This window comes from Nonomuraea purpurea, from assembly GCF_042650645.1.
In the GTDB taxonomy this organism is placed as follows: Bacteria; Actinomycetota; Actinomycetes; order Streptosporangiales; family Streptosporangiaceae; genus Nonomuraea; species Nonomuraea purpurea.
Genome location: NZ_JBHSBI010000013.1, coordinates 202,267 through 223,603, shown reverse-complemented (window position 1 = coordinate 223,603; position 21,337 = coordinate 202,267). Strand labels below are relative to the sequence as shown.

The window sequence follows — 21,337 nt, the reverse complement described above, 5'->3', positions numbered from 1 at the left end:
GGGTAGGAACGCGGAATATCCTGCTGACATGCAGGTGACGTCCAGCGGTAGGACACGGCCCATCATCGCCCCCTTCACCGGGGAAACCCTTACTGAGCTGCCCATATCGGACGCCGGTGACGTCCGGCGGGCCTACGAGAAGGCGAGAGCCGCGCAGATCGAGTGGGCGGGCAGACCCGCCGCCGCGCGGGCCAGACCCTTCCTGCTCCTGCACGACGCGATCCTCGACCGCAGGGCCGAAATCCTCGACATCGTCCAGAACGAGACGGGCAAGGCCCGCAAGCACGCCTTCGAGGAGGTCCTCGACGTCGCCGGCTGCAGCCTCTACTACGCCCGCCGCGCCCCCGGCCTGCTCGCCCCCGCCAGGCGCAAGGGCATCTTCCCCGTGGCCACCCACGTGACCGAACTGCGCCGGCCCAAGGGCGTGGTCGCGCTGATCTCCCCGTGGAACTACCCGCTCGCGCTCGGTGTCACCGACGCCGTGCCCGCGCTGCTGGCCGGCAACGCCATCGTCCACAAGCCCGACACCCAGACCGCCCTGTCCACGCTGTGGACCATCGACCTGCTCGCCGAGCTCGGCATGCCGCGCGAGATCTGGCAGGTCGTGCTGGGCGAGCCCGCCGACATCGGCGACGCGCTGCTCGACCACGCCGACTATGTCGGGTTCACGGGGTCCACGCGCGGAGGCAGGAAGATCGCGGAGGAGGCGGCCAAGCGGCTCATCGGCTGCTCGCTGGAGCTCGGCGGCAAGAACCCGATGCTGGTGCTCGACGACGCCGACCTGGACGTGGCAGTCCAGGGCGCCATCCGCGCCTGCTTCACCAACGCCGGCCAGCTCTGCCTGTCGGTCGAGCGCCTGTACGTGCACGCGTCCGTCTTCGACGACTTCGCCGCCCGCCTCGTCAAGCAGGTCCAGAACCTCAAGCTGGGCGCCGGCCACGACTGGTCGGTGCAGATGGGCTCGCTCACCTCCCGCCGCCAGCTCGACGCGGTCCGCGCGCACGTCGACGACGCGGTTGCCAAGGGCGCCACGCTCCTGACCGGCGGCCGGGCCAGGCCCGACCTCGGCCCGCTGTTCTACGAGCCGACCGTGCTGACGGGCGTCGGCGAGGACATGGCGCTGTGCCGCGAGGAGACGTTCGGGCCGGTGGTGGCGCTCTACCCGTTCTCCTCCGACGATGAGGCCGTCGAACTGGCCAACGACACCGTTTACGGCCTCAACGCCTCCGTCTGGACCGCGGACCTTGGGCGTGGCCGGCGCGTGGCCGCCAGGGTGCGGGCCGGCACCGTCAACATCAACGAGGGGTACGCCTCCGCCTACGCCTCCTACGACGCCCCCATGGGCGGCATGAAGGCGTCCGGGCTCGGCCGCAGGCACGGCGCGGAAGGGCTGCTGCGCTACACAGAGTCCAAGACCGTGGCCTCGCAGGCGGGCTGGCTGGGGTTCGAGCCGCCGTTCGGGCTGCCGTACGAGAAGTGGGCCGACACGCTGGCCGCCACGCTCAAGACCATGCGCAGGTTCGGGCTCAAGTGAGCGGGTGGCTGACCCAGACGTTCGGCTCGACGTAGACGACGTGGTCGTGCTCCACGTCGCAGTGCACGGGGCTGAGCGCTCCCGGCACCTCCACCGTCCCCGTGCGGTCGAACGGCAGTCCGGTCCACTTCCGCCACTCCGCCGGTGTGCCGGCCACCACCATCGACCTCGGCGCCACTTTGACGATCTTCCCGCCCGCCCGCACGTGCACCCGCAGCCACGCGTCGTGGGGCAGGCCGTCGGCGCGGTTCCTGAAGGCGTACTCGCTCATCAGGGTGTGCGGTTCGAGGTGTTTCATGGTGGGTCTGACCGGCGCCACGAGTTCGCGGTAGCCCAGCCGGGCGGCGTGCTCGCGCATCGCCCCCAGCATCACCGACGACAACCCCGTGCCCAGCAGGTCGCGGCGGATGGTGATCTCCAGTGCCGAGATGGCGTCGGGGGTCTCGCCGCGTGCGCGGGCCAGCCATCCTGACCGGATCACGCCGTCCCATCCGTCGTCGGGCAGTTCGGAGCCGTCAGAGCGGAACGGGGTCATGGACGCCCGCGCCACCAGCCGCCCGGGTTCGGCCTCGTCGTCGGCGACCAGGACGTACTCGGAGAGGGTCGTGGTGGCGAGCGGGTAGAACAGGTCGGCGATCGGATCCTCGAGCATGAACGGGTGCCAGGTGTGGTCCATGTCCCATATTCCCGGCGCGAACTCGGGGCGCTCCGCGAGCGTCGTGATCTTGAGGGGCATGGGATTTATCTTGACATTTCAGTATGTGTCGCTGCGTGTTATTTTTCCGCGCGCGGTGCGCTAGCGTCGGCGGCATGACGGACCTTGACGCCAGGCTGCGAGCCATCACCGACCTGACGGTCGCCGAGGCGCGCGAGGCGGGCGGCAGACACGAGTACGACGGCCGGATCCAGGACCTGTCACCCGAAGGCGTCCGTACAGGGCTCGCCCGGCTCGGCGAAGGCCCCGCGCCCGCCGACCCGCATGACGCCGAGCACCTGCGGGTGTTCGAGGAGAGCCTGCGTTACCAGTTCGGCGAGCTGGAGCTGCACCGCAAGAACCCGCTGTTCCACCTGTCCAACCTCGACCTGGCCTGCTACGACCGCGACTACGCCCCGCAGGAGGAGCGCGCGGCGGCCAAGGCGGCCCACCTCGCGCTCTGGCCCGAGGCCATCGGTCAGGCGATCGACTCGCTCGACCAGGTTCCCGCGCCCGTCGCGACGTCCCTGATCGGCGCGGTCAAGGGCCTGTCGGCCGGCGTCACGGACGAGGCTGCGCTGCGGGCGCACGGCAGGCTCGTCGCCCACCTCGAACGCGCCGCCGCCGAGGGCGACCCCGACGCGGCGCTCGGCGGCCAGGCCCTGGCCGGGTTGATGGGCACCGCCGAGGGCCTGCCGGTGGACCTGGGGCGGCTGGCCGAGCGGGCCGACGCCGAGCGCGACCGGCTCATGGCGCTGCTCGCCGAGTCCTGCGTCAAGCTGGGGGAGAAGGAGCGGGCGCCGCTCGACGTCGTACGCGAACTGGTCAAGGACCACCCCGACGCCGACGACGTGATCGAGGCGGCCAGGATCGGCACCGAGAAGGCCATCGCGTTCACCCGCGAGAAGGACCTCGTCCCCTACCACGACGGCGAATGCCTGGTCGGGCCCGCCCCCGAGTCGCGCAGCTGGGCGATGGCGATGATGTCCTGGAACTCTCCCGGCGAGCCCGAGGGCCCGTCCTGGTACCACATCACGCCGCCCGACCCCTCCTGGCCCGAGCGGGAGCGGGAGGAGTGGCTGGAGGTCTTCAGCCACACGACGCTGCCGGCGATCAACGTCCACGAGGTGGCCCCCGGGCACTTCTCCCACAGCCGCGCGCTGCGGCGGGCGCCGTCGGACGTGCGGCGGCTGTTGCAATCGGTGGCGTTCATCGAGGGGTGGGCCCACTACGCCGAGGAGCTCTGCGTCGAGGAGGGGTTCGAGGCCGGCGACCCGCGCTTCGAGATCGGGGTCTGGGTGGAGGCGCTGGTCCGGGTCACGCGGCTGGCCTGCGCGATCGGCGTGCACACCGGGCGGATGACGGTCGAGGAGGGCGCCAGGCGCTTCGAGTCCGACACCCATCTCGTCGGCCCCGCGGCGCTGTCCGAGGCTCGGCGGGCGTCGTTCGACCCGACGTACGGGCGTTACACCTGGGGCAAACTACTCATCCTCGACCTGCGGGAACGGGCGCGTCAGGAGTGGGGCGCGGGCTACAGCCCGCAACGCTTCCACAAGGCCCTGCTCGACCTCGGCGCTCCGCCCCTGGGTCTCATGGACGGGATCCTCTAAGGGAGGGACGTTCGGTGCGGGAGCTGTCGGGCAAGATCGCCGTGGTGACGGGCGCGGCCAGCGGCATCGGGCGGGCGCTGGCCCTCAGGTTCGCGGCGGAGGGCATGACGTTGATGCTGGCCGACGTCGATCCGGGCGATCTGGCCCGGACGGCGGCGCTGGCGCAGGACGCGGGGCCGGGCGCGAAGGCCAGGGTGCTGACACAGGTCACCGACGTCTCCGACGCGACCGCCGTACGTCACCTGGCCAACCGCTGCTTCGGCGAGCTCGGCGCCGTCCACGTGCTCTGCAACAACGCCGGGGTCTTCCAGGGCGGCCACATGTGGACGCGCGAGGAGGAGGACTTCGCCTGGTTACTCGGCGTGAACCTGTGGGGCGTGCTGCACGGCATCCACGAGTTCGTGCCCAGGATGATCGAACAGGACACCGAGGGGCACATCGTCAACACGGTGTCGGTGGCCGGGCTGTTCGCGACGCCGGGAGCCGGCGCGTACGCGGTGACCAAGTACGCCGCGCTGGCCGCGTCCCAAGCGCTTGCTCAGGACCTGGCGACCGCGGGGGCCAAGCTCCGCGTGACCGCCCTGTGCCCCGGCGCGGTCAGGACCCGCATCCTTGACTCCGACCGCGTCCGCCCGGCCGGCCTGGTCAGCCCGCCCACACAGGACGAGGTGGCCGCGCGGGAGTCCGTCGGCAGGGCCGCGGAGCGCGGCATCGAGCCGTCCGAGGTCGCCGGCCTGGTCGTGACGGCCATCCGCGAGGAGCGCTTCCTGGTGCTGACCGACCCCAAGTACGCCGAACGGCTGCGCCGCCAGACCGAGACCCTGCTCACCGGCGATCTGCCCTCCTACCAGTGACGGTCGTGGGCCAGCAGTCGCACGACGGTGCCGCTGCGCGGCCTGACCAGCAGGCGTACGGAGTCGCCTGGCAGTACGTCCTCATACAGGCCCTGATCGACCATGAACGCGGTGGCCTTCTCCGAGCTGCCGTCGTGCAGGGCGATGTAGTAGTGGCAGGAGTCGGATTCCGCCTCCGCCCAGCGCTTGACGACGTGACCGGCCACCTCCCGGCGGCTGGGGCCCTCGGCTGAGGGCCCGGCGGGCTCCACCTCCACACCCTGCCAGCCGCTGCCCGTGAAGATCCACTCCTGCTGCGGGTTCGCCGGGGCGATGCCCGGCGCGGCCACCTCGCGCCCCGCCGACGTCAGCAGGAACCCCCGCCCGCCCATCAGCAGCCCCACCCCCGCCACGAACGACACCATCGTCGCGATCATCCCCGGCCACGACAGACCGGCATAGGACACGGTGATGTACCAGGGGACGACCAGGGCGCAGGCCAGGAGCACCGGCACGATCATGGTCGGCCAGCGCCGGCGGGCCAGGCCGAGCTCTATGGCGCACTCTCTGACCAGGGGGACGAACTCGCGTTCGAGATCGGCGCCGTCCGGCATGAGGGCGATCATCGGCGCGGAGGGCGCGTCCGCGATGCGGGCGGTCACCCGCTCCAGCACCCACCGCTCATACGGCAGGAGCGGATCCGGCTGGGGCGGCGCCGGTGTGACGCGATCGCCCTCGATCGTCACCCAATCGTGCGCCCCCAGCTCGAAAAGCGCCGTATGGAAGACGTCCTGCGCGCGCAGGCCACGTAAGTGCTCCACCACGGGCGCGGGCGCTTCGACCGCCTCCACCGAGTCGTCCCGGCTGGACACCTTGAAGGCGGAGAGCAGCGTGGCGGCCCACAGGGCCCACGCCGTCGCCGGCCAGACAAGATCCATTGTTCTGTGTTAGCACGAGTGCCGGTGGCAGGCCAGGTGTAATGCGCAAGCCCGATAGACTACGAGTACCGCATTTCGCCTTTGGGGGGTTCTCACGGTGTCTGAATTCGACACAGTGCTGGTGGTCGACTTCGGCGCACAGTACGCGCAGCTCATCGCCAGGCGCGTACGCGAGTGCCATGTCTTCTCCGAGATCGTCCCCTCGACGATGCCCGTCGAGGAGATGATGGCCAAGAACCCCAAGGCGATCATCCTGTCCGGCGGCCCCTCCTCGGTCTACGCGGAGGGCGCGCCGCCGGTGCCGGGCGGGCTGTTCGCCACGGGCGTGCCCACGTTCGGCATCTGCTACGGCTTCCAGGCCATGGCGCAGGCGCTCGGCGGCGAGGTGGCCCGCACGGGCGTCGCCGAGTACGGCGGCACCGCGCTCGACGTGCTCGACGAGGGTGTGATCTTCGCGGGCCTGCCCGCCGCCCAGACGGTCTGGATGTCCCACGGCGACAGCGTCGCGGCCGCCCCCGAGGGCTTCACCGTGACCGCCTCGACCCGCGAGACCCCGGTCGCCGCCTTCGAACACGTCGAACGCGGCCTGTACGGCGTGCAGTTCCACCCCGAGGTGCTCCACTCCGAGCACGGTCAGGCGGTGCTCAGGCACTTCCTCGACGCGGCCGGCTGTCGTCCCACGTGGACCATGCTCAACATCGTCGAAGACTCCGTCGAGACCGTGCGCCGCCAGGTCGGCGACGGCCAGGCCATCTGCGCCCTGTCGGGCGGCGTCGACTCCGCGGTGGCCGGCGCGATCGTCCAGCGCGCCATCGGCGACCGGCTGACCTGCGTCTTCGTCGACCACGGCCTGCTGCGCAAGGGCGAGGCCGAACAGGTCGAGCGCGACTTCGTGGCCTCCACCGGCGTCAAGCTCCGCGTCGTCGACGCCTCCGACCGCTTCCTGAAGGCGCTGGAGGGGGTCACCGACCCGGAGGAGAAGCGCAAGATCATCGGCCGCGAGTTCATCCGCGTCTTCGAGGACGAACAGCGCGCCATCATGGCCGACGGCCCCGTCGAGTTCCTGGTCCAGGGCACCCTCTACCCCGACGTCGTCGAGTCCGGCGGGGGCACCGGCACCGCCAACATCAAGTCCCACCACAACGTCGGCGGCCTGCCTGAAGACCTGCAGTTCACACTCGTCGAGCCGCTCCGATCCCTGTTCAAGGACGAGGTGCGCCGCGCGGGCGAAGAACTCGGCCTGCCCGCCGCCATGGTCTGGCGCCAGCCGTTCCCCGGCCCCGGCCTGGCCATCCGCATCATCGGCGAGGTGACCCGCGAGCGGCTGTCCATCCTGCGCGAGGCCGACGCGATCGCCCGCGAAGAACTCTCCCGCGCGGGGCTCGACCGGCAGATCTGGCAGTGCCCGGTGGTGCTGCTGGCCGACGTGCGGTCGGTGGGGGTGCAGGGAGACGGGCGCACCTATGGGCATCCGGTGGTGTTGCGGCCGGTGACGTCCGAGGACGCCATGACGGCCGATTGGGCGCGGGTGCCGTACGACGTGCTGTCCCGCATCTCCACCCGGATCACCAACGAGGTCCGCGAGATCAACCGCGTGGTCGTCGACGTCACCAGCAAGCCCCCGGGCACGATCGAGTGGGAGTGAATCTCTCCGCCGGGCTTGATGATGCGTGCGGGTCCGTTCGTGGGAAAAGGGCCATCTTGTACGGCGGAGCCAACGGCACGCCAACCACCGCACGTGGTTGAGGGCCTCCAGGGGGACGCCTGCTGACCCGCATGGGGCGGGCCACCGTTACGGCGCATGCTCTACCGTCCGGGTGGTGAAACGTCGTCCACGGAAGTGCGGCCGATCCTCGGTGGCTTTGGTCGCCATGGGGAATGTTCGGCTCCTGGCAGGGATGGTTCTGGCAGGTTCGCGCACCATGACGGCCGGACACACCACGGAGGCGGTCCGGCCGGGCATGGGGTGGGGTTATGGAGTCAGCACTTCCTGCCGTTGTTGAGGCATTGGACGACCTTGTTCATGAGCTGTTTCGACATCACGATGATGGAGCCCGCGTGGTCGGTGTTGGGGCTGTTTCGCTGGCTGGCGAAGCTGTCCACCGCGAAGGGGACATCCGTGCCGCGCGGCGTGGTGTTGGGCACGTCGTCGTAGGTCAGGGTCAGGCGGAGTTGTGGCACTGCCTCCGTGCCGCTCGGGCAGGCGCCGCTCTCGTCCGGGAAGGTGAGGTGCGTGCGGTGGTCGGCGCTGTCCAGGTTCTGGCCGTCCCAGCAGCTGGGCATGTCGAAGACGCGGACCAACTCGCTGCCGGAAGGGCAGATCGGGTACTTGTCGGTCAGGCGGTCGGTGAAGCCGGTGCAGGTCCATGTGGGACGGGCGTCGGCCGCGTCGTTGGTGACCGCTCTGGCGTCGCCGGACAGGAGCCGCAGGAACTGCGGGGCCGCGGTGATCTGGGAGGCGGGGTTGCCTCGGTACTCCAGGCGGACCGATGACGGTTGTACTGGTGTGCCGATGTTGTTGCCCGTCTCGGCCGCTGAGCCGTTCGACCCCGTTGCGTTGTCCGAGCCCTTGGCCCCGTCCGCGCCGGTTGCGCCATCGGCCCCGGTCGCACTATCGGCCCCGGTCGTAGCGTCAGGCCCGTTTGAAACGTCAGGCTTGGGCGTACCGTCGGTTCCGGTCGAACCGTGCGTGCCGGTTGTGCTGTCCGTGCCGGTTGTGCTGTTGGTGTCGTTTGCGCCATAGGCGTCGGTTGAGCCGTACGCGTCGGCTGTGTTGTCTGGCTTGGCCGTGTTGTCGGTGGTGGGGGTCGCGCTGGCCTGGGCGGCGTCGTCGGCCTTGTTCGCGTCAGCGGTGCTGGTCGCCTTTGCCGCCGGGGTGTTCGTCCCTGTGGGGCCGCCCGTTTGCGTTGGGGTGTCTGCCCCCGCCGTGCTGTCCGCCTTCGGTGTGCTGTCCGCCTTTGCCGGGCCGTTCGTCGTGGCGGTGCTCGGCGTGTCGGTGTTGGAGTCGCGTACGCGGAGGGTTGGCCAGAAGTAGGTGGACTGATCGGCTCGGTTGCGGCATGTGGTGGTCGCCTCGGCGAGGCTCTCATTGGTGGACAGGGCGTCGGTGGACATGTTGCCCACGTAGTCGTACTGGGCCTGGGCGGCCTCGGGGACCCCGGGAGCGGTGATGGTGTTGTCGGTGTTGGTGTGGTTCTCGTTTGTCGTGCCGCATTGAGAGATGAACGTGCCGGTTGAGGCGTCGTCATCTGCCCTCGGCTGCTTTACGGCTGGGACCTCCTTGATGTCGATGAAATCGTCGGCGGTGGGGCCGGCTGTGGGTGGGGGATTGGCGCTGTTGCTTGGATCGGGGGCGGGCGAACCGGTGCCGTTGCTCGCGTCCGGCGAGGGGGAACCGGTGCCGTTACCCGGGCCTGGTGAGCTGATTACGGGTGGTTGCTCCGAGTCGCTCAGTGTGCAGGTGGCCAGGGAGTTGAGGCCGGTGGGGCGTTCTGCGGTTCGGCCGATGGCGGTGGCGATGCGGTTGAGGGTGGCTTCTCGTTTGTCGGTGAGGGGGCCGAGGATGGCGTTTTGGATGAAGTTGGGGCCTCCTTGGCCGGTGGAGGTGGTGAGTCGGTTGTTGGCTTCTTGGAGTTGTTTGTCGAGTTGGGCGAGGTTGCGGTCTACTTCGGCTTGGGCTGTGGCGGGGATTTCGGGGAGTTGGTCCGCGACGCCGGGACAGACGATGGTCTGTTCCTCTGCCGAGCGGAAGTCGAGTGTGATGGTGCCGGCCTGAGCGGACAGCGGGGAACCTGACAGGGCGAGGGCGACGCTTCCGCCCAGGGAAACCGCTCCAAGCCATGGCCTGAATCGTCTTCCCCCCGATGGAATCCGCATGCGGTCACTCCTTCCGATCTCAGGAAAGTCCGATCTTCGAGAGGTACGGGGGAGCGTACGAGAGGGTTCACCTGGCAGCGTCCAGAGAGTAGCGGGACGGCTTTCTACCTGCGTGAATGCGGATGAATCCACATTCGCGGATTGGACCCGGCCCGAGACGCGGGCCGGACAGTCGCGCGTCGAACGCCGCTGCGAGCCTCACCTGAGGCGAGGAGATGAAGATGGGCGGCGTCAGGTCTGCGGCGCCGAGTCGTAGACACAGCGGAAACCGACGTAGAGAGCGTAGAACGCCGCAGCCTTGTACTGAAACGCCTCGGCCGTCGTCTGCTCCGGCCCGTACCACCACGAGCCACCGGCGGTGAGCCGGTCTTCGCCCTGGGCGTCGGCCAGCCACTCCCAGACGTTCGCGCTCATGTCGTAGAGCCCGTTGACGCCGGCAGGGAAGCTTCCGACCGGCGCGGCGACGGCGAACCCGTCCGTGTCTCCACGAAGGTTCGCGCCCGCCGATCCCGTTCCGGTCGGATATTCGTAGCGGTCGCCGGAGGTGAACGGCGCCGTGGGCGTCGCGCGGCTCTCGGTATACGCCGCCGCCCGCCATTCCGCGGCCGTGGGCAGCCGGCCACCGGCCCACTGACAGTAGTCGCGTGCCTCCGCCCAGCTCAGGTGCACCGCAGGCTGGGAGTCACCGACCGGTGTGCCGTGCGGTTGCAGATAAGTCCACCCCGGGCGGCGAGTCCAGCCAGACACGAACTCGAAACCGCCACCCTCCCGCTCGGCCGCGGTCCGCAGCGACGTTTCGGTGGCGAACCTCCGCATCTTGCCGACGGTGACCTCGGTGGCGTCGAACCAGAGATCACCGATCCGGACGGCCGGCCGGTCGGCCGATGAGCTGTCCGCCGGCACGGTGGGCGGCGGCGGACTGGCCGTAGGGGAGCTCGCCGGCTCGTCGGGAGCCGCGGACGGCGAACCGGCCGAACAACCCGTGGCGGTGAGCAAGGTCACGACGACGCCGGCGGCGAGTCGGCACACCCGCATGTGTTGTCCCCCTTGGTGAAGGCGATGCCCGGACCTGAGTCACCGTCTCCTTGAGAGCCGGTATGGGCTCGCCCGCACCGCACGATCCTGATCAGGACCTCGAAAACGGGAATCCCCGACCGGCGCGGACACGATCACCGGTCACTGACGATGATCGATCTCCGGCGGTTCGCCAAGCAAAGTCCGAAATAGTCGGGCGACATATCCACAAGGTATGGACGGGCGTCGGGCGCCAAGGCAGCCCCCGGATGCAACGAGGCACGGATGCGCTCAGACACTCGTCGCCGTCGGCGCTTCATAACACTTTCGCAGACCTCGGGATCGGAGAAGTCCAGGGCGCTGTGGCAGTTCTCCGGGTACCTTGTCACCGGCCCGGTCCAGCCCTGCAAGGTGATCGCCGACCCGTCCTGGTAAGCACTGCCCGCCCCGAAAACGAACCTCGGGACGTATCCGCCCGGTAGCTGAGACGCCGCCAGGCGGCGGAAACGGTGCCGTACCTGTCCTGCCCGTTCACAGGAAGAAGCTCATGCGCGTATTCCTCGGCATGGTCGCGAAGCGCCCAGGCGCGAACCTCGATCAGCCCGCCGCCTTGGCCCGCTCCGTCCTCGACGACGTCTTTCCCGTACCGGCGGAGACGATCGACGCTGCCGAGTGGACGGGTCAGGACGCCGTACTGCTCGCCTGGTCCAACGAAGGGGGCGCCGCCGCGCGACCACCGCTGATCGCGCGGGGAAAGCGCGGCGGCCTGGGCCTGAGCGGCACCCTGCCGGCGTCCTCGGACGTGCGGTGCCTCGCCGAGGCGCCGGCGTCCGCGCTGATCGACGTCATGGCGGAACTCTCCGGCTGTTTCTCCGCCATCCGCGTGGCGGAAGGAGAGCTCCAGGCCGCCACCGCGAGCACGCGCGCCCTTTCCGTCTTCTACGCCGAGAACGACGACCTCCACGTGGTCGGAACACGCGCTCTGCACGTTCACCTCATCGCCAACCGCGGAAAGGTCGCCTGGGACGAGCCGGCCCTGCAGACCATGATTCGGCAGGGCTACTTCCTCTCCGACGAGACCCCGTACCAAGGAGTGACGGCGCTCGGGCCGTCCTGCTTGATCACGATCAGGGACGGCCGCAGGAGCATCACCGGCCACCCGTTACCGGTGGCGCGACCGGCCCCAGCTTCGGGCAGGGCCAAACGCAAGGCGATCGGAGAGCTGGGCGACGCCCTGGTCGCCGCTGTCGAGCCGCTGCGGACCCTCCCCGAGCCGGTGAACCTCGCACTGACGGGTGGGCGCGACAGCCGGCTGATGGCGGCGCTGCTGCACGCGAGCCGCATTCCCTTCCGCGCGACGACCAACGGGCTCGACGACCATCCGGACGTGGTCATCGCCAGGGCGGTCGCCGCCCGGCTGCGGATCGGGCACACGGTCATCCCACCGGCCCGTACCGAGGCGATGGACGCGGTGCTCGTCCCGCATCCGATCGTGCGCACGCACGAGGTCCTCCGCGCGTGCGAGGGCATGACCTCGGCATACGAGAGCATCGTGGACTACCGGCCGTACTCGACGACGCCGACCATGTCCGGGCAGAGCGGCGAGATCCTTCGCGGCGGTTTCCTCTACAGTCAGGGGCAGACCACCGACAAGGCGATGCGCCGCAGAGTCGGCGACTTCTTTCTCAAGAACGCGTCGTTGTTCACCGACGAGGCCAACGAGCACGCCCGCGGGCTCGCCGAGCCGTGGCTGCGGCGCGTGGACGACAACCCGTGGGAAGTGCTCGACCACCTGTACGTCACCTACCGCGTGGGCCGCTGGCACGCCGCGGCAAGAGTGGGCTCGTTGCGCCGCGGGGATCCGATCCAGCCTTTCCTCGACAATCGCGTGGTGGTCGAGGCGCTCTCTCTCGACCAGCGGTGGCGCCATTCTGAAGAGGTCGTGTACGAGCTGATCGGCCGGCTGGCGCCCGGGCTGCAGAAGATCGAGGTCGAAGGCAAACCCTGGCGCTTCCGCGCGGAGGCGCCGCCGCCCGGACGGTGGTGGCGGAGACCGCCCGCCGCGAGCCCCACTCAGGTCGCTCAGAAGCGTGGCGGTGCCTGGAACTGGCGGACGAGCCCGGGGCCTCGCCTGTCCGCCCTTCTCGGGGAGTTCGTGCTCGAACGCGCCGACGCGCTCGCCGGCCTGGTACGCGGCGACGAATTACGTGTCATGTTCGCCGAAACCATCGTGAAGCAGCCCGCCCTGGCGTGGAACCTGTACACGGTCGCCGCGATGCTCACCGGCGTCTTCCCGGGCAAGCCGCCCACGATCGCCGATCCCGTCCGCATCGAGATCCCCGACGTACGGTAGAACGCCTACGGCTCAGTGCGGGTGCCTTCGCTGTCGCGAGCAAGTTTGCGCAGTTCGGGGCCAAAGGCGGGATGTGCGAGGGCTGCGGCGAACTGGGCCTTGAGATAGTTGAGTGGCGACCCGGTGTCCCACCAGGTGCCGTCGATGACCTGCCCGTATACCTCGTGCGTGAGCGCGTAGTCATGCAACGCGTCCGTGAGATAGATCTCGCCGTCGGGGTTTTGCTGCCATCGACGCGTCTGGGCTTCCAGTTCGTCGATGACGCCAGGCGTGATGACGTACCCGCCGATCGCGGCGTAACGCGAGGGCGCCCGTTCCGGGGCCGGCTTCTCCACGAGGCCGGAAATCAGCAGGCGCCCTTGTCCAAAGTCCTCTTTGACGATGGGGACGCCGTAGCGAGGCGCGTCCTCGATCGCCATCGGCATCAGGGCCAAGACGGGGGCTTGCGTGGCTTCGTAGGCCGCCTTGAGCTGCTTGGCTCGTGGAACCTCGGCCACGAAGACGTCATCAGCCCACAAGACCATGAACGGTTCGTCTCCGATGATCCGGGCCGCGTTCAGGACAGGGGTGCCGTTGCCATAGGGCCCGCTCTGGTACAGGTAGGTGATGTGGGCCAGCGACGACAGCTCTCGAACCGCGTCAGCGAGTTCGGGCTTGCCGGCCTCACGGAGCTGATGCTCAAGATCGGCATCTGGCGCGAAGTGCTGCTGAATGAGATGTTTGCGGCCCGAGGTGACGATGGTGATCTCCTCGATGCCCGATTCCACGAGCTCCCTGATGGTGTGTTCGATGACGGGTTTGTCACCGATCGGCAGCATCTCCTTGGGGAGCGCCCGAGTCAGGGGCAGCAGACGGCTGCCCAGACCGGCGACCGGAATCACAGCTTTGCGGACCACATAATCTCCCAGGTGGGGGCGGCACTGATGCGATGACGCTATCGCAGCACCTCGATCTACACGTGACCGGGACGATCACGCACTGGCTGCTGGGCGAGCGCCCTGTGAGTGCATTTCGAAGGGTGAAGCGGTTGACGCGACCCAGGCGGCCGTGTGTTTAGAAGGGCTACTGTGGGTCCCACGCAGGCCACGGCCACAGCGACGAACAACCAGGGATTCTTGGTTTCCAGAACCTGGAGCAGGGTCAGGACAATGCCGGCAGGGACCGTGATGCCGTCGTTGTGCTGAGCGATGGCGTTTGGGACATGACGTTCGATGTCAAGGGTGACGGAGGACTGGTTGGGCGACTTTCCGGGCCGGTGGGATGACAGGGAACGCGCTGCGATGGTGGCGCTGCTTCGTCGTATCACGACGGAGAGGAGCGAGCGTGAGCTGGTTCAACAACTCACCGAAGAAGCTTCGGCAGTCGCGCTCTTGAGCCAGCGCCTGGCTCCCGTCGATCTGTTCTCCGCTCCAGCTGACGAAGCGATAGCCCAGGTTATGGGGGAGATCGCCGCCTGGGAGCAGGACGGCATCCAAGTCATCACCCTGGGGGAAGATCGCTACCCGCAGCGGCTGCAAGACGTGTTCGACCGACCTCCGCTGTTGTTCGCCCGTGGGACGGTCCTCGATGAGGACGATGGGGTCGCGGTGGTCGGTTCGCGGGCAGTCTCGTCGGAAGGCTGGTCTATGGCGGCTGAGTTGGCCACGCGGCTGGTGGAGCGCGGTCTTTCGGTCGTCTCGGGACTGGCCGCTGGTGTGGAAACCACAGCTCACCGGGCCGCGTTGAGAGCCGGTGGTCGGACGGTGGCCGTCATCGGCACGGGGATCTGCAGGCATTTCCCTCCAGAGAATCGTGATCTCCATCGGGAGGTTGCCGAGCAAGGTGCTGTGTTCTCTCAGTTCTGGCCGGGCAGAGGGCCAGACAGGACGACGTTTCCGTTGCGCAACGGCACGATGTCGGGCTACAGCTTGGCGACGATCATTGTCGAGGCCGGCGAGCGAAGCGGAACTCGTATCCATGCACGTAAGGCCGTGGAACACGGTCGGCCGGTGATCTTGATGAAGTCGGTGGTCGACTGTACTCAGTGGGGGCGGGTTACGGCAGGCAAGCCCGATGTCCACGTGGCCCGGGATGCTCGCGAGGCGATGGCCATCGTCGATGACCTTCTGGACCGTCCCAACCAGCTTGAAAGTTTGCTTTCAATGACCGGCTGATGCATTGTCCGCATCCCACGGGAATGATTCGCGATCGCCACGACGCCATTTGTCGCCCGCGTCGCGCACTGGACGACGACGTCGCCCGGTTCGGTCGCAGCGACGTCGCGAAGCAGGGCGTACCCGTCACGCATCTTTTCGGCGACAACCTTCTCCAGGGCCTCGCGCGCCGTGTCCCCGTGACCGAAGGACTGGCTGTGCCCGGATGCCCAGACCAGCGTCGAGCGGCTGTTCTGGCACGTGTACGCACACGCCAAGGGCACCTCGCAGGTCATCCCCTGGCCGTACTCGTTTGTCGCGGCGCTGGAGAGCGGTCGTACTTCTTGGACCGCGATGCTGGATGCGATCCGCCTGGGCCCCGAAGACGAAGCCACCGCGGTCACCGCCGCCCGGTTGCGCGAGGCGGCTCAGCGGCCGCTGGAGGCCGGCCAGTGGCGCTCGGAGGATGGGGACATCCTGATCGTGGCCGACGCCTGATAGGCCTCGGCTTGCCGAGGGGCTGCAGCACACCTGCGGTGGGTTGCGTCGCCGATCCTGGCGTAGTTGCGGAGCGGGTCACTCCGCTATAGAGTCCAAATTGCGGAGCATTTCGCTCCGCACCGGTGAGGGCTGCCTCGACCGAGGAGCGGGAGAGCTGAGAGTGCGGTGGAGTCGCCGACCTCGGCGCGCACCCGTTTCCGAACAATCACGATCGAAGGGGCAACGACCCGTGATCAATGTCGCGATCATCATCGGGAGCACACGTCCGGGGCGCAACGGGGAGGCGGTTGCCCGCTGGGTTCACGATCTCGCGGCGACGCGCGATGATGCCCGGTTCGAACTCGTCGACCTCAAAGACTTTGGCCTGCCGCACCTGGATGAGGCGATGCCGCCCGCGATGGGGCGCTACGATCTTCCCCACACCAGGAAATGGGCCGACAAGATCTCCTCCTTCGACGCCTACGTGTTCGTCACGCCCGAGTACAACCACTCGACCTCCGGCGCGTTGAAGAACGCCATCGACTTCCTCTACGCCGAATGGCACAACAAGGCGGCCGGGTTCGTCGGCTACGGCAGTCTGGGCGGCGCTCGGGCGGTGGAGCATCTGCGCCTGATCATGGGCGAGCTCAAGGTAGCCGGCGTGAGCTCCCAGGTCGCCCTGTCCCTGGCCACCGACTTCGAGAACTTCAGCGCCCTCAAACCAGCCGCTCACCAAGAGCGCGCGGTCTCCGCCATGCTGGATGAGGTCGTCGCATGGGGCGGTGCGCTGAAGGCGCTGCGCGACGGCACCACGCCCGCCCGGCCTTGATGCCCGCACATGACCCCGCCTCTGAGCCTGACGGCGGCGTGACCTGCTCATCGCGCGCGGGTGAGAGGGTGGTCGATCTCGTCACGCCGGAGGCGGGCAAGCGCGATGGCCAGTACGGCGACCGTCAGCGGGGCGACGGCTGCCACGAGGAAGACCGGCCGGCTTCCCCAGGCGGCCGCCGCCGGCCCGACCAGCGCCATGGACAGGGGGGCGGCGCTGAGCGAGACGAAAAAGTCGAGGCTGGAGACCCGGCCGAGCATGGCGGGCGGGACGCGACGTTGCAGCAGTGTTCCCCAGATGACGCCTGCGCCGGACGTGAGGGCGCCACAGAGAAAGAGCGCGGCGATCATGCCCCACAGTTGGTCGGCCGCCCCAAGGGCGGCGAGCGGAAGACAGCCTCCACCCCAGGCCAGTAGCATCACGGACAGGTAGCGCCGGGGAAGGGGCAGCGCGGACATCGTGAGCGAGCCGCTCACCCCGCCGAGGCCGTAGCAGGCGAGGGCCAGCGCGAACGCCTGCGGCCCGCCCGCCCCCTGGTCGCGGATCGCGAACGGCAGCAAGACCTGGATCGGCCCGACGGTGACCAGGACGAGCGTGACGGCGAACGTCAGCGTGCCAATCAGCCACGGCGTCGTGAGTAGGTAGGCGAACCCGGCCCGCAGGTCGCTCACCGCCGACCGGACGGGGCTGCCCGGCCGCGCCGTACGGCCGCGCGTCTCGGGCTCGCGCATGATAGCGGTGCATGTCGCGGCCAGGAGATGCACGCCGGCGATACCGGCGAACGCCATGCTCGGCGCGAAGACGCTGATCAGTGCGCTGGCGGCGCCCGGCCCGGCCGCCTGCATCAGCGTCGGCCGCAGCACGCCTTCGATCCCATTGGCCGCGAGCAGATCGTCTTGCGGGACGACAGAGGGGACGAGCGCGGAGTAGGCGGGATAGAAGAACCCATCCGCGATCCCGAGCACCACGGCGATCACGATGAGCTGTCCGGGAGTGAGCAGGTCCATGGCGGCGGTGACCGCCACCGAGCCGGCGGCCACCGCCTTGGCGGACTGGGTGAGTACGATGATGCGCCGCCGGGACGCACGGTCGGCGACGACGCCTCCCAGCAGGGCGGTCGCGACCAATCCGACGCCGCCCGCAGTGGCGATCAGGGAGAGTTCGGACGGACCCGCGTCGATCGCGATCACTTGCCACACCACCGCGACCGCCCACATGCCACTCCCGGCCAGGCTCAAACCGAGCGCGGTCGCCAGCAGCCGGTACTGGCCCGCCCAGAACGGCCGGAGCGGCCGGGGGAGCCGGGCGCGCCCGGGTGCCGGATCGGTGTCGCCGATGTCTGATGTGCCGGTGGCCATGCCGCCTCCTTCATTGCGGAGTGATTCGCTCCGCATCGCACCATAGTTGCGGAGCGGATCGCTCCGCAACTATGTAGACTGCCGCCATGACGAGTTCGCGTTCATGGCGCAGCGAGGAGGTCGCCCGAAACGACCGGGCGTTGCTGCGAGCGGCCCGCGAGGTGCTGGCGGTGGACGGCGCGCACGCGTCGGTGGCGTCGATCGCGGCCCGAGCCGGAGTCGGGGTCGGGTCGCTGTATCGGCGCTATCGCACGAAGCAGGAGCTGTTCCAGCGGCTGTGCCTGATCGCGCTGCGGGAATACCTCGACGCGGCGACGGAGGGCCTGGCCATGGACGATCCGTGGGAGGGCCTGATGCACTACGCGATGGCGTCGATCCGGTCGGGCCCCGGTTCGCTGGCGCCCGTAGCCGGCACCTTCGAGCCCACCGACGAGATGACCGAACTGGCCGGGCAGGGCGACCGCGCGGTGGCCCGGCTCGTCGAGCGCGCACACCAGGCCAAGGTGCTCCGCGCCGGGCTGACCCCGGTTGATCTCGAGCTACTCATCGAACAACTCTCCAAGTCCCCGCTCGAGGAACAGCTGCAGCGGCAAGGACGGACCGAAATGGGGGACGCCGCCCGGAACGCGAGAGAACGCGTCATCGCCATCGCGCTCGACGGCCTCAGAGCCGTTCCCGCGGGGCCGGTGCCCGGCCAGCCCCCTGGATACGAGCTGTTCGCCATGAGATGGGCGCCTCCAGCAGACGGCGCCCAGCCCCCCGAGTGAAGGTTCGACAGAAGGAGACACCAGTGAAAGCCGCCGCCTTGTCCTCGTTCGGACCCCCAGAGGTGCTCCGCACCGTCGAACTGGACGAGCCCCACGCGCAAGCAGGGCACGTGCGTGTCCAGGTCAAGGTCGCCGGGGTCCAACCCTTTGACTGCGGCGTCCGCGAGGGACGCTTCCCCCGCGCGCTCGTGGGCGACTTCCCGATCGTGCCGGGAAACGAGTTCGCCGGAACGATCGACCAGATCGGTGCGGGCGTCACGGGATTCTCGGTCGGCGACGCCGTCCTCGGGTTCAGCACGCTCGGCGGCTACGCGGAATGGGTCACGGTACCGTACGACCAGGTCGCGCCGAAGCCGGCCGACATGCCGTGGACGATCGCCGGCGGGTTCTCTGGAGCCACCCAGGGTGCCCGCAACGCCCTCAATCAGATGCGCGTGGCCACCGGCGACGTCGTCCTGATCAACGGCGCGTCCGGCGGGCTAGGGACGATGGCGGTCCAACTCGCGAAGGCGATGGGGGCGAGCACCGTGATCGGCACCGCCAGCGAGGCCAACCATGACTACCTGCGATCCCTTGGGGCGGTCCCGGTCGCCTACGGGCCCGGGCTCGTGGAACGGCTTCGCGCCATCGCCCCGAACGGCGTCGACGCCGCTCTTGGCTTCGAGGTCGACGGACTCCGCGCGGCACTCGAAATCGCCCACGACCCGGAACGCGTGGTGACCATGGTCTTCTCCGACGAGATCGCCGCCCTCGGCATCCGCGATTGGACCGGTGTCCGCAGCGCCGAAGGTCTCACCGAGATGCTCTCCTACCACGAGAAGGGCCAAATCTCCGTGCACATCAGAGCGGAATACACCCTCGACCACGCCGCGGAGGCACAGCGCGACGTCGGGAGCGGGCATAGTCGCGGCAAGGTCGTGATCAACATCAGCTGAACGCACACACCGATCGGGCGCGTGCGCTCCGACACGTAATCGGCCAAGTCGATTACCCGACCTGGCTCACAGCCGGTTCGCCAGCGCTGCCGTGGCCTGCTCACGACCGTAGAAGATCTCCGTGTCCCCGACCTGGAACGGCAGCAGGTGCGCCCTGACGGCTATGTCGCCTGGGAGGATCATCCGAACAGGACGGCCTGCGAGAAGCGCTGGCCAGATGTGAGTGTGCCGCACAGCCTCTCGACCAGCGCGTCCCGAGGCACGAAATAGGGGGCGAGCGGTGGCGGACGATCGCTGGCGGGGGGATTCTGGGTTTCGTGGCGGCAGATGAGACGGGCGGTCCAGCCGGCCCGGTCGGGGAACCCGGCGGGCAGGACGGTCGTGGGGGTCCGCTGAGCGGCCTGACGGAGCTTCGCCGCCAGCAGGCGATGGAGCGGTGGCGGCTTCTCCGCCCGCATGTGGAGGACGGCGTGCCGCTGGCAACGCTCGCGACTCGCTGTGGCGTCCCCGAGCGGACGCTGCGGCGCTGGCGGGCGGTTTACCAGGCCGACGGCCTGGCCGGTCTGGCTCGTGCCCGGCGTTCCGACCGTGGCCGCCGCAAGATCCCCGACGAGCTGGTCGTCTTCATCGAAGGCCTCGCGCTGCGCCCGCCGAAGCCGAGCGTGGCGGCGATCCACCGGCAGGCCGCCAGCGTCGCCGCCGCCAGCGGCTGGCCGGTCCCGGGATACACCACGGTCTACGAGGTCATCAGGAACGTCGACCCCGCGTTGGTGACCCTCGCGCTGGAGGGTACGAAAAGATACCGGGAGGTGTATGACCTGGTGCATCGCCGTGAAGCGTCCAAGCCGAACCAGATCTGGCAGGCCGACCACACCGAGCTGGACATCTGGGTGATCGACGCCTCCGCCAAGCCGGCGCGGCCGTGGCTGACGTTGATCGAGGACGACCACTCCCGCGCGATCGCCGGATACGCGCTCAACCTGGACGCGCCCTCGGCACTCACGACCGCGCTGGCGTTCCGGCACGCGATCTGGCGCAAGAGCGAACCCGGCTGGCACGTGTGCGGCATCCCCGAGGTGTTCCATCTCGACCACGGCTCGGACTTCACCTCCGCACACCTGGAGCAGGTGATGGCCGACCTGAAAGTCCGTCCGGTGTTCACCAAGAAGGGACAGCCGCACGGCCACGGCAAGATCGAACGGGTCCTGGAGACCTTCAACCAGATGTGCCTGGCGCACCTGCCCGGCTACGCACCCATCGGCACCCCCGACCGGGCCGGCCAGGCCACCCTGACCCTGCCCGAGCTCGACGCCGCGATCGGCCGGTTCATCCGCGAGGTGTACAACCAGCGGCCGCACTCCGAAACCAGGACACCGCCCCAGACACGCTGGGAGGAGGGCGCGTTCATCCCGCGCATGCCCGACTCGCTCGAACAACTCGACCTGCTGCTATCGACGGTCGCCAAACCCCGCAAGGTCCACACCGACGGCATCCATTTCCTGGCGCTGCGGTTCATCGACCCGGTCCTGGCCGACTACGTCCGCGAGGACGTCACCATCCGCTACGACCCCCGCGACATCACCGAGATCCGCGTCTACCTGCGCACCCTGGACGAGGAGAAGTTCCTGTGCCGGGCCATCTGCCCCGACCTGGCCGGAGAGACGGTCAGCCTCAAAGAGATCACCGCCGCCCGCAACGCCCGCCGCAAACACCTGCGTGGCCAGCTCACCACCCGGACCGCGGTCGTCGATGCCCTCCTGGCTGCCCACAGCGAACCCCTGCCCGTCGCCTACCCAGCTCCTACACTGCGCTCCTGGACCACTACCGACGAATCCACCGCGACCGACCCCGGCCGCACAACCGGCCTGAGCCCCGAGTCGTCCTTCCCCCAAGCCCCTGACCAGGACGCCACCACTCCTACCCCAGGTAACACTCCGCGACTCAAACGCTACTGGAATGAGTGAGGCGTTCTCCGCCCGGATAG

18 protein-coding genes are annotated in these 21,337 nt (G+C 69.0%); 11 read left to right on the top strand and 7 right to left on the bottom strand.

Annotated features, from left to right (window positions below):
- Window positions 1–28: 28 nt before the first annotated feature.
- On the top strand, window positions 29–1,534 hold the full coding sequence (locus ACFOY2_RS26085) for a succinic semialdehyde dehydrogenase (RefSeq protein WP_379530719.1): 1,506 nt from the start codon (window positions 29–31) through the stop codon (window positions 1,532–1,534).
- Here the strand turns inward: ACFOY2_RS26085 and ACFOY2_RS26080 are convergent.
- Complete coding sequence (locus tag ACFOY2_RS26080; protein ID WP_379530718.1) at window positions 1,527–2,270, bottom strand: N-acetyltransferase; 744 nt, start codon at window positions 2,268–2,270, stop codon at window positions 1,527–1,529. The two genes, ACFOY2_RS26085 and ACFOY2_RS26080, sit on opposite strands and share 8 nt — an antisense overlap.
- A gap of 74 nt (window positions 2,271–2,344) precedes the next feature.
- On the opposite strand from ACFOY2_RS26080, the gene ACFOY2_RS26075 reads away from it, so the two are divergent.
- Both ACFOY2_RS26075 and ACFOY2_RS26070 read left to right on the top strand, forming a co-directional pair.
- Complete coding sequence (locus ACFOY2_RS26075; RefSeq protein WP_379530717.1) at window positions 2,345–3,838, top strand: DUF885 family protein; 1,494 nt, start codon at window positions 2,345–2,347, stop codon at window positions 3,836–3,838.
- A gap of 14 nt (window positions 3,839–3,852) precedes the next feature.
- Window positions 3,853–4,692 (top strand): SDR family NAD(P)-dependent oxidoreductase, encoded by an 840-nt coding sequence (locus tag ACFOY2_RS26070; protein ID WP_379530716.1) that lies wholly within the window; start codon window positions 3,853–3,855, stop codon window positions 4,690–4,692.
- On the opposite strand, the gene ACFOY2_RS26065 is transcribed toward ACFOY2_RS26070, so the two are convergent.
- Window positions 4,683–5,609 carry a hypothetical protein gene (locus ACFOY2_RS26065; protein ID WP_379530715.1) on the bottom strand — a complete coding sequence of 309 codons (927 nt, stop codon included), beginning with the start codon at window positions 5,607–5,609 and terminating at the stop codon, window positions 4,683–4,685. The two genes, ACFOY2_RS26070 and ACFOY2_RS26065, sit on opposite strands and share 10 nt — an antisense overlap.
- A gap of 97 nt (window positions 5,610–5,706) precedes the next feature.
- On the opposite strand from ACFOY2_RS26065, the gene guaA reads away from it, so the two are divergent.
- Entirely contained in the window at window positions 5,707–7,254 is a 1,548-nt protein-coding gene (gene guaA / locus ACFOY2_RS26060; protein ID WP_379530714.1) for a glutamine-hydrolyzing GMP synthase, read from the top strand.
- 335 nt (window positions 7,255–7,589) lie between these two features.
- Here the strand turns inward: guaA and ACFOY2_RS26055 are convergent, their stop codons facing one another.
- Both ACFOY2_RS26055 and ACFOY2_RS26050 read right to left on the bottom strand, forming a co-directional pair.
- Window positions 7,590–9,485: a DUF1996 domain-containing protein gene (locus ACFOY2_RS26055; RefSeq protein WP_379530713.1), complete on the bottom strand. Its 1,896-nt coding sequence runs from the start codon at window positions 9,483–9,485 to the stop codon at window positions 7,590–7,592.
- Window positions 9,486–9,716: 231 nt separating this feature from the next.
- Complete coding sequence (locus ACFOY2_RS26050) at window positions 9,717–10,520, bottom strand: formylglycine-generating enzyme family protein (protein WP_379530712.1); 804 nt, start codon at window positions 10,518–10,520, stop codon at window positions 9,717–9,719.
- Window positions 10,521–11,046: 526 nt separating this feature from the next.
- Here ACFOY2_RS26050 and ACFOY2_RS26045 point away from each other — a divergent pair.
- On the top strand, window positions 11,047–12,852 hold the full coding sequence (locus ACFOY2_RS26045; RefSeq protein WP_379530711.1) for an asparagine synthase-related protein: 1,806 nt from the start codon (window positions 11,047–11,049) through the stop codon (window positions 12,850–12,852).
- Window positions 12,853–12,857: 5 nt separating this feature from the next.
- Here the strand turns inward: ACFOY2_RS26045 and ACFOY2_RS26040 are convergent, their stop codons facing one another.
- The gene (locus ACFOY2_RS26040) at window positions 12,858–13,748 is read right to left on the bottom strand and encodes a UTP--glucose-1-phosphate uridylyltransferase (RefSeq protein WP_379530710.1); all 891 of its coding nucleotides are present in this window, start codon (window positions 13,746–13,748) and stop codon (window positions 12,858–12,860) included.
- Window positions 13,749–14,072: 324 nt separating this feature from the next.
- On the opposite strand from ACFOY2_RS26040, the gene ACFOY2_RS26035 reads away from it, so the two are divergent.
- The 3 genes from ACFOY2_RS26035 (at window position 14,073) to ACFOY2_RS26025 (ending at window position 16,293) form a co-directional block, all read left to right on the top strand.
- Window positions 14,073–15,005, top strand: a complete 933-nt coding sequence (locus ACFOY2_RS26035; RefSeq protein WP_379530709.1) for a DNA-processing protein DprA — start codon at window positions 14,073–14,075, stop codon at window positions 15,003–15,005.
- A gap of 240 nt (window positions 15,006–15,245) precedes the next feature.
- Complete coding sequence (locus tag ACFOY2_RS26030) at window positions 15,246–15,482, top strand: transposase (protein WP_379530708.1); 237 nt, start codon at window positions 15,246–15,248, stop codon at window positions 15,480–15,482.
- A gap of 232 nt (window positions 15,483–15,714) precedes the next feature.
- Window positions 15,715–16,293 carry an NADPH-dependent FMN reductase gene (locus ACFOY2_RS26025; RefSeq protein ID WP_379530707.1) on the top strand — a complete coding sequence of 193 codons (579 nt, stop codon included), beginning with the start codon at window positions 15,715–15,717 and terminating at the stop codon, window positions 16,291–16,293.
- A gap of 47 nt (window positions 16,294–16,340) precedes the next feature.
- Here ACFOY2_RS26025 and ACFOY2_RS26020 read toward each other — a convergent pair whose 3' ends face one another.
- Window positions 16,341–17,651, bottom strand: coding sequence for an MFS transporter (locus tag ACFOY2_RS26020; RefSeq protein WP_379530706.1), 1,311 nt, complete (start codon window positions 17,649–17,651; stop codon window positions 16,341–16,343).
- A gap of 86 nt (window positions 17,652–17,737) precedes the next feature.
- Here ACFOY2_RS26020 and ACFOY2_RS26015 point away from each other — a divergent pair, with 86 nt between their 5' ends.
- Both ACFOY2_RS26015 and ACFOY2_RS26010 read left to right on the top strand, forming a co-directional pair.
- Window positions 17,738–18,418: a TetR/AcrR family transcriptional regulator gene (locus ACFOY2_RS26015; protein WP_379530705.1), complete on the top strand. Its 681-nt coding sequence runs from the start codon at window positions 17,738–17,740 to the stop codon at window positions 18,416–18,418.
- Window positions 18,419–18,441: 23 nt separating this feature from the next.
- Window positions 18,442–19,353 (top strand): NADP-dependent oxidoreductase, encoded by a 912-nt coding sequence (locus ACFOY2_RS26010; RefSeq protein ID WP_379530704.1) that lies wholly within the window; start codon window positions 18,442–18,444, stop codon window positions 19,351–19,353.
- Window positions 19,354–19,532: 179 nt separating this feature from the next.
- On the opposite strand, the gene ACFOY2_RS26005 is transcribed toward ACFOY2_RS26010, so the two are convergent.
- Window positions 19,533–19,811, bottom strand: a complete 279-nt coding sequence (locus ACFOY2_RS26005) for a hypothetical protein (RefSeq protein WP_379530703.1) — start codon at window positions 19,809–19,811, stop codon at window positions 19,533–19,535.
- A 12-nt stretch (window positions 19,812–19,823) separates the two neighbouring features.
- Here ACFOY2_RS26005 and ACFOY2_RS26000 point away from each other — a divergent pair, with 12 nt between their 5' ends.
- On the top strand, window positions 19,824–21,317 hold the full coding sequence (locus ACFOY2_RS26000) for a Mu transposase C-terminal domain-containing protein (protein ID WP_379530702.1): 1,494 nt from the start codon (window positions 19,824–19,826) through the stop codon (window positions 21,315–21,317).
- Window positions 21,318–21,337 lie beyond the last annotated feature (20 nt).

Excerpts from the sequence above, each read along its gene's own strand:
- ACFOY2_RS26085 (WP_379530719.1), top strand. The coding sequence starts at position 29 with ATGCAGGTGACGTCCAGCGGTAGGACACGGCCCATCATCGCCCCCTTC.
- ACFOY2_RS26080 (WP_379530718.1), bottom strand. The coding sequence starts at position 2,270 with ATGCCCCTCAAGATCACGACGCTCGCGGAGCGCCCCGAGTTCGCGCCG.
- ACFOY2_RS26075 (WP_379530717.1), top strand. The coding sequence starts at position 2,345 with ATGACGGACCTTGACGCCAGGCTGCGAGCCATCACCGACCTGACGGTC.
- ACFOY2_RS26065 (WP_379530715.1), bottom strand. The coding sequence starts at position 5,609 with ATGGATCTTGTCTGGCCGGCGACGGCGTGGGCCCTGTGGGCCGCCACG.
- ACFOY2_RS26055 (WP_379530713.1), bottom strand. The coding sequence starts at position 9,485 with ATGCGGATTCCATCGGGGGGAAGACGATTCAGGCCATGGCTTGGAGCG.
- ACFOY2_RS26050 (WP_379530712.1), bottom strand. The coding sequence starts at position 10,520 with ATGCGGGTGTGCCGACTCGCCGCCGGCGTCGTCGTGACCTTGCTCACC.
- ACFOY2_RS26045 (WP_379530711.1), top strand. The coding sequence starts at position 11,047 with ATGCGCGTATTCCTCGGCATGGTCGCGAAGCGCCCAGGCGCGAACCTC.
- ACFOY2_RS26020 (WP_379530706.1), bottom strand. The coding sequence starts at position 17,651 with ATGGCCACCGGCACATCAGACATCGGCGACACCGATCCGGCACCCGGG.
- ACFOY2_RS26015 (WP_379530705.1), top strand. The coding sequence starts at position 17,738 with ATGACGAGTTCGCGTTCATGGCGCAGCGAGGAGGTCGCCCGAAACGAC.
- ACFOY2_RS26005 (WP_379530703.1), bottom strand. The coding sequence starts at position 19,811 with ATGCGGGCGGAGAAGCCGCCACCGCTCCATCGCCTGCTGGCGGCGAAG.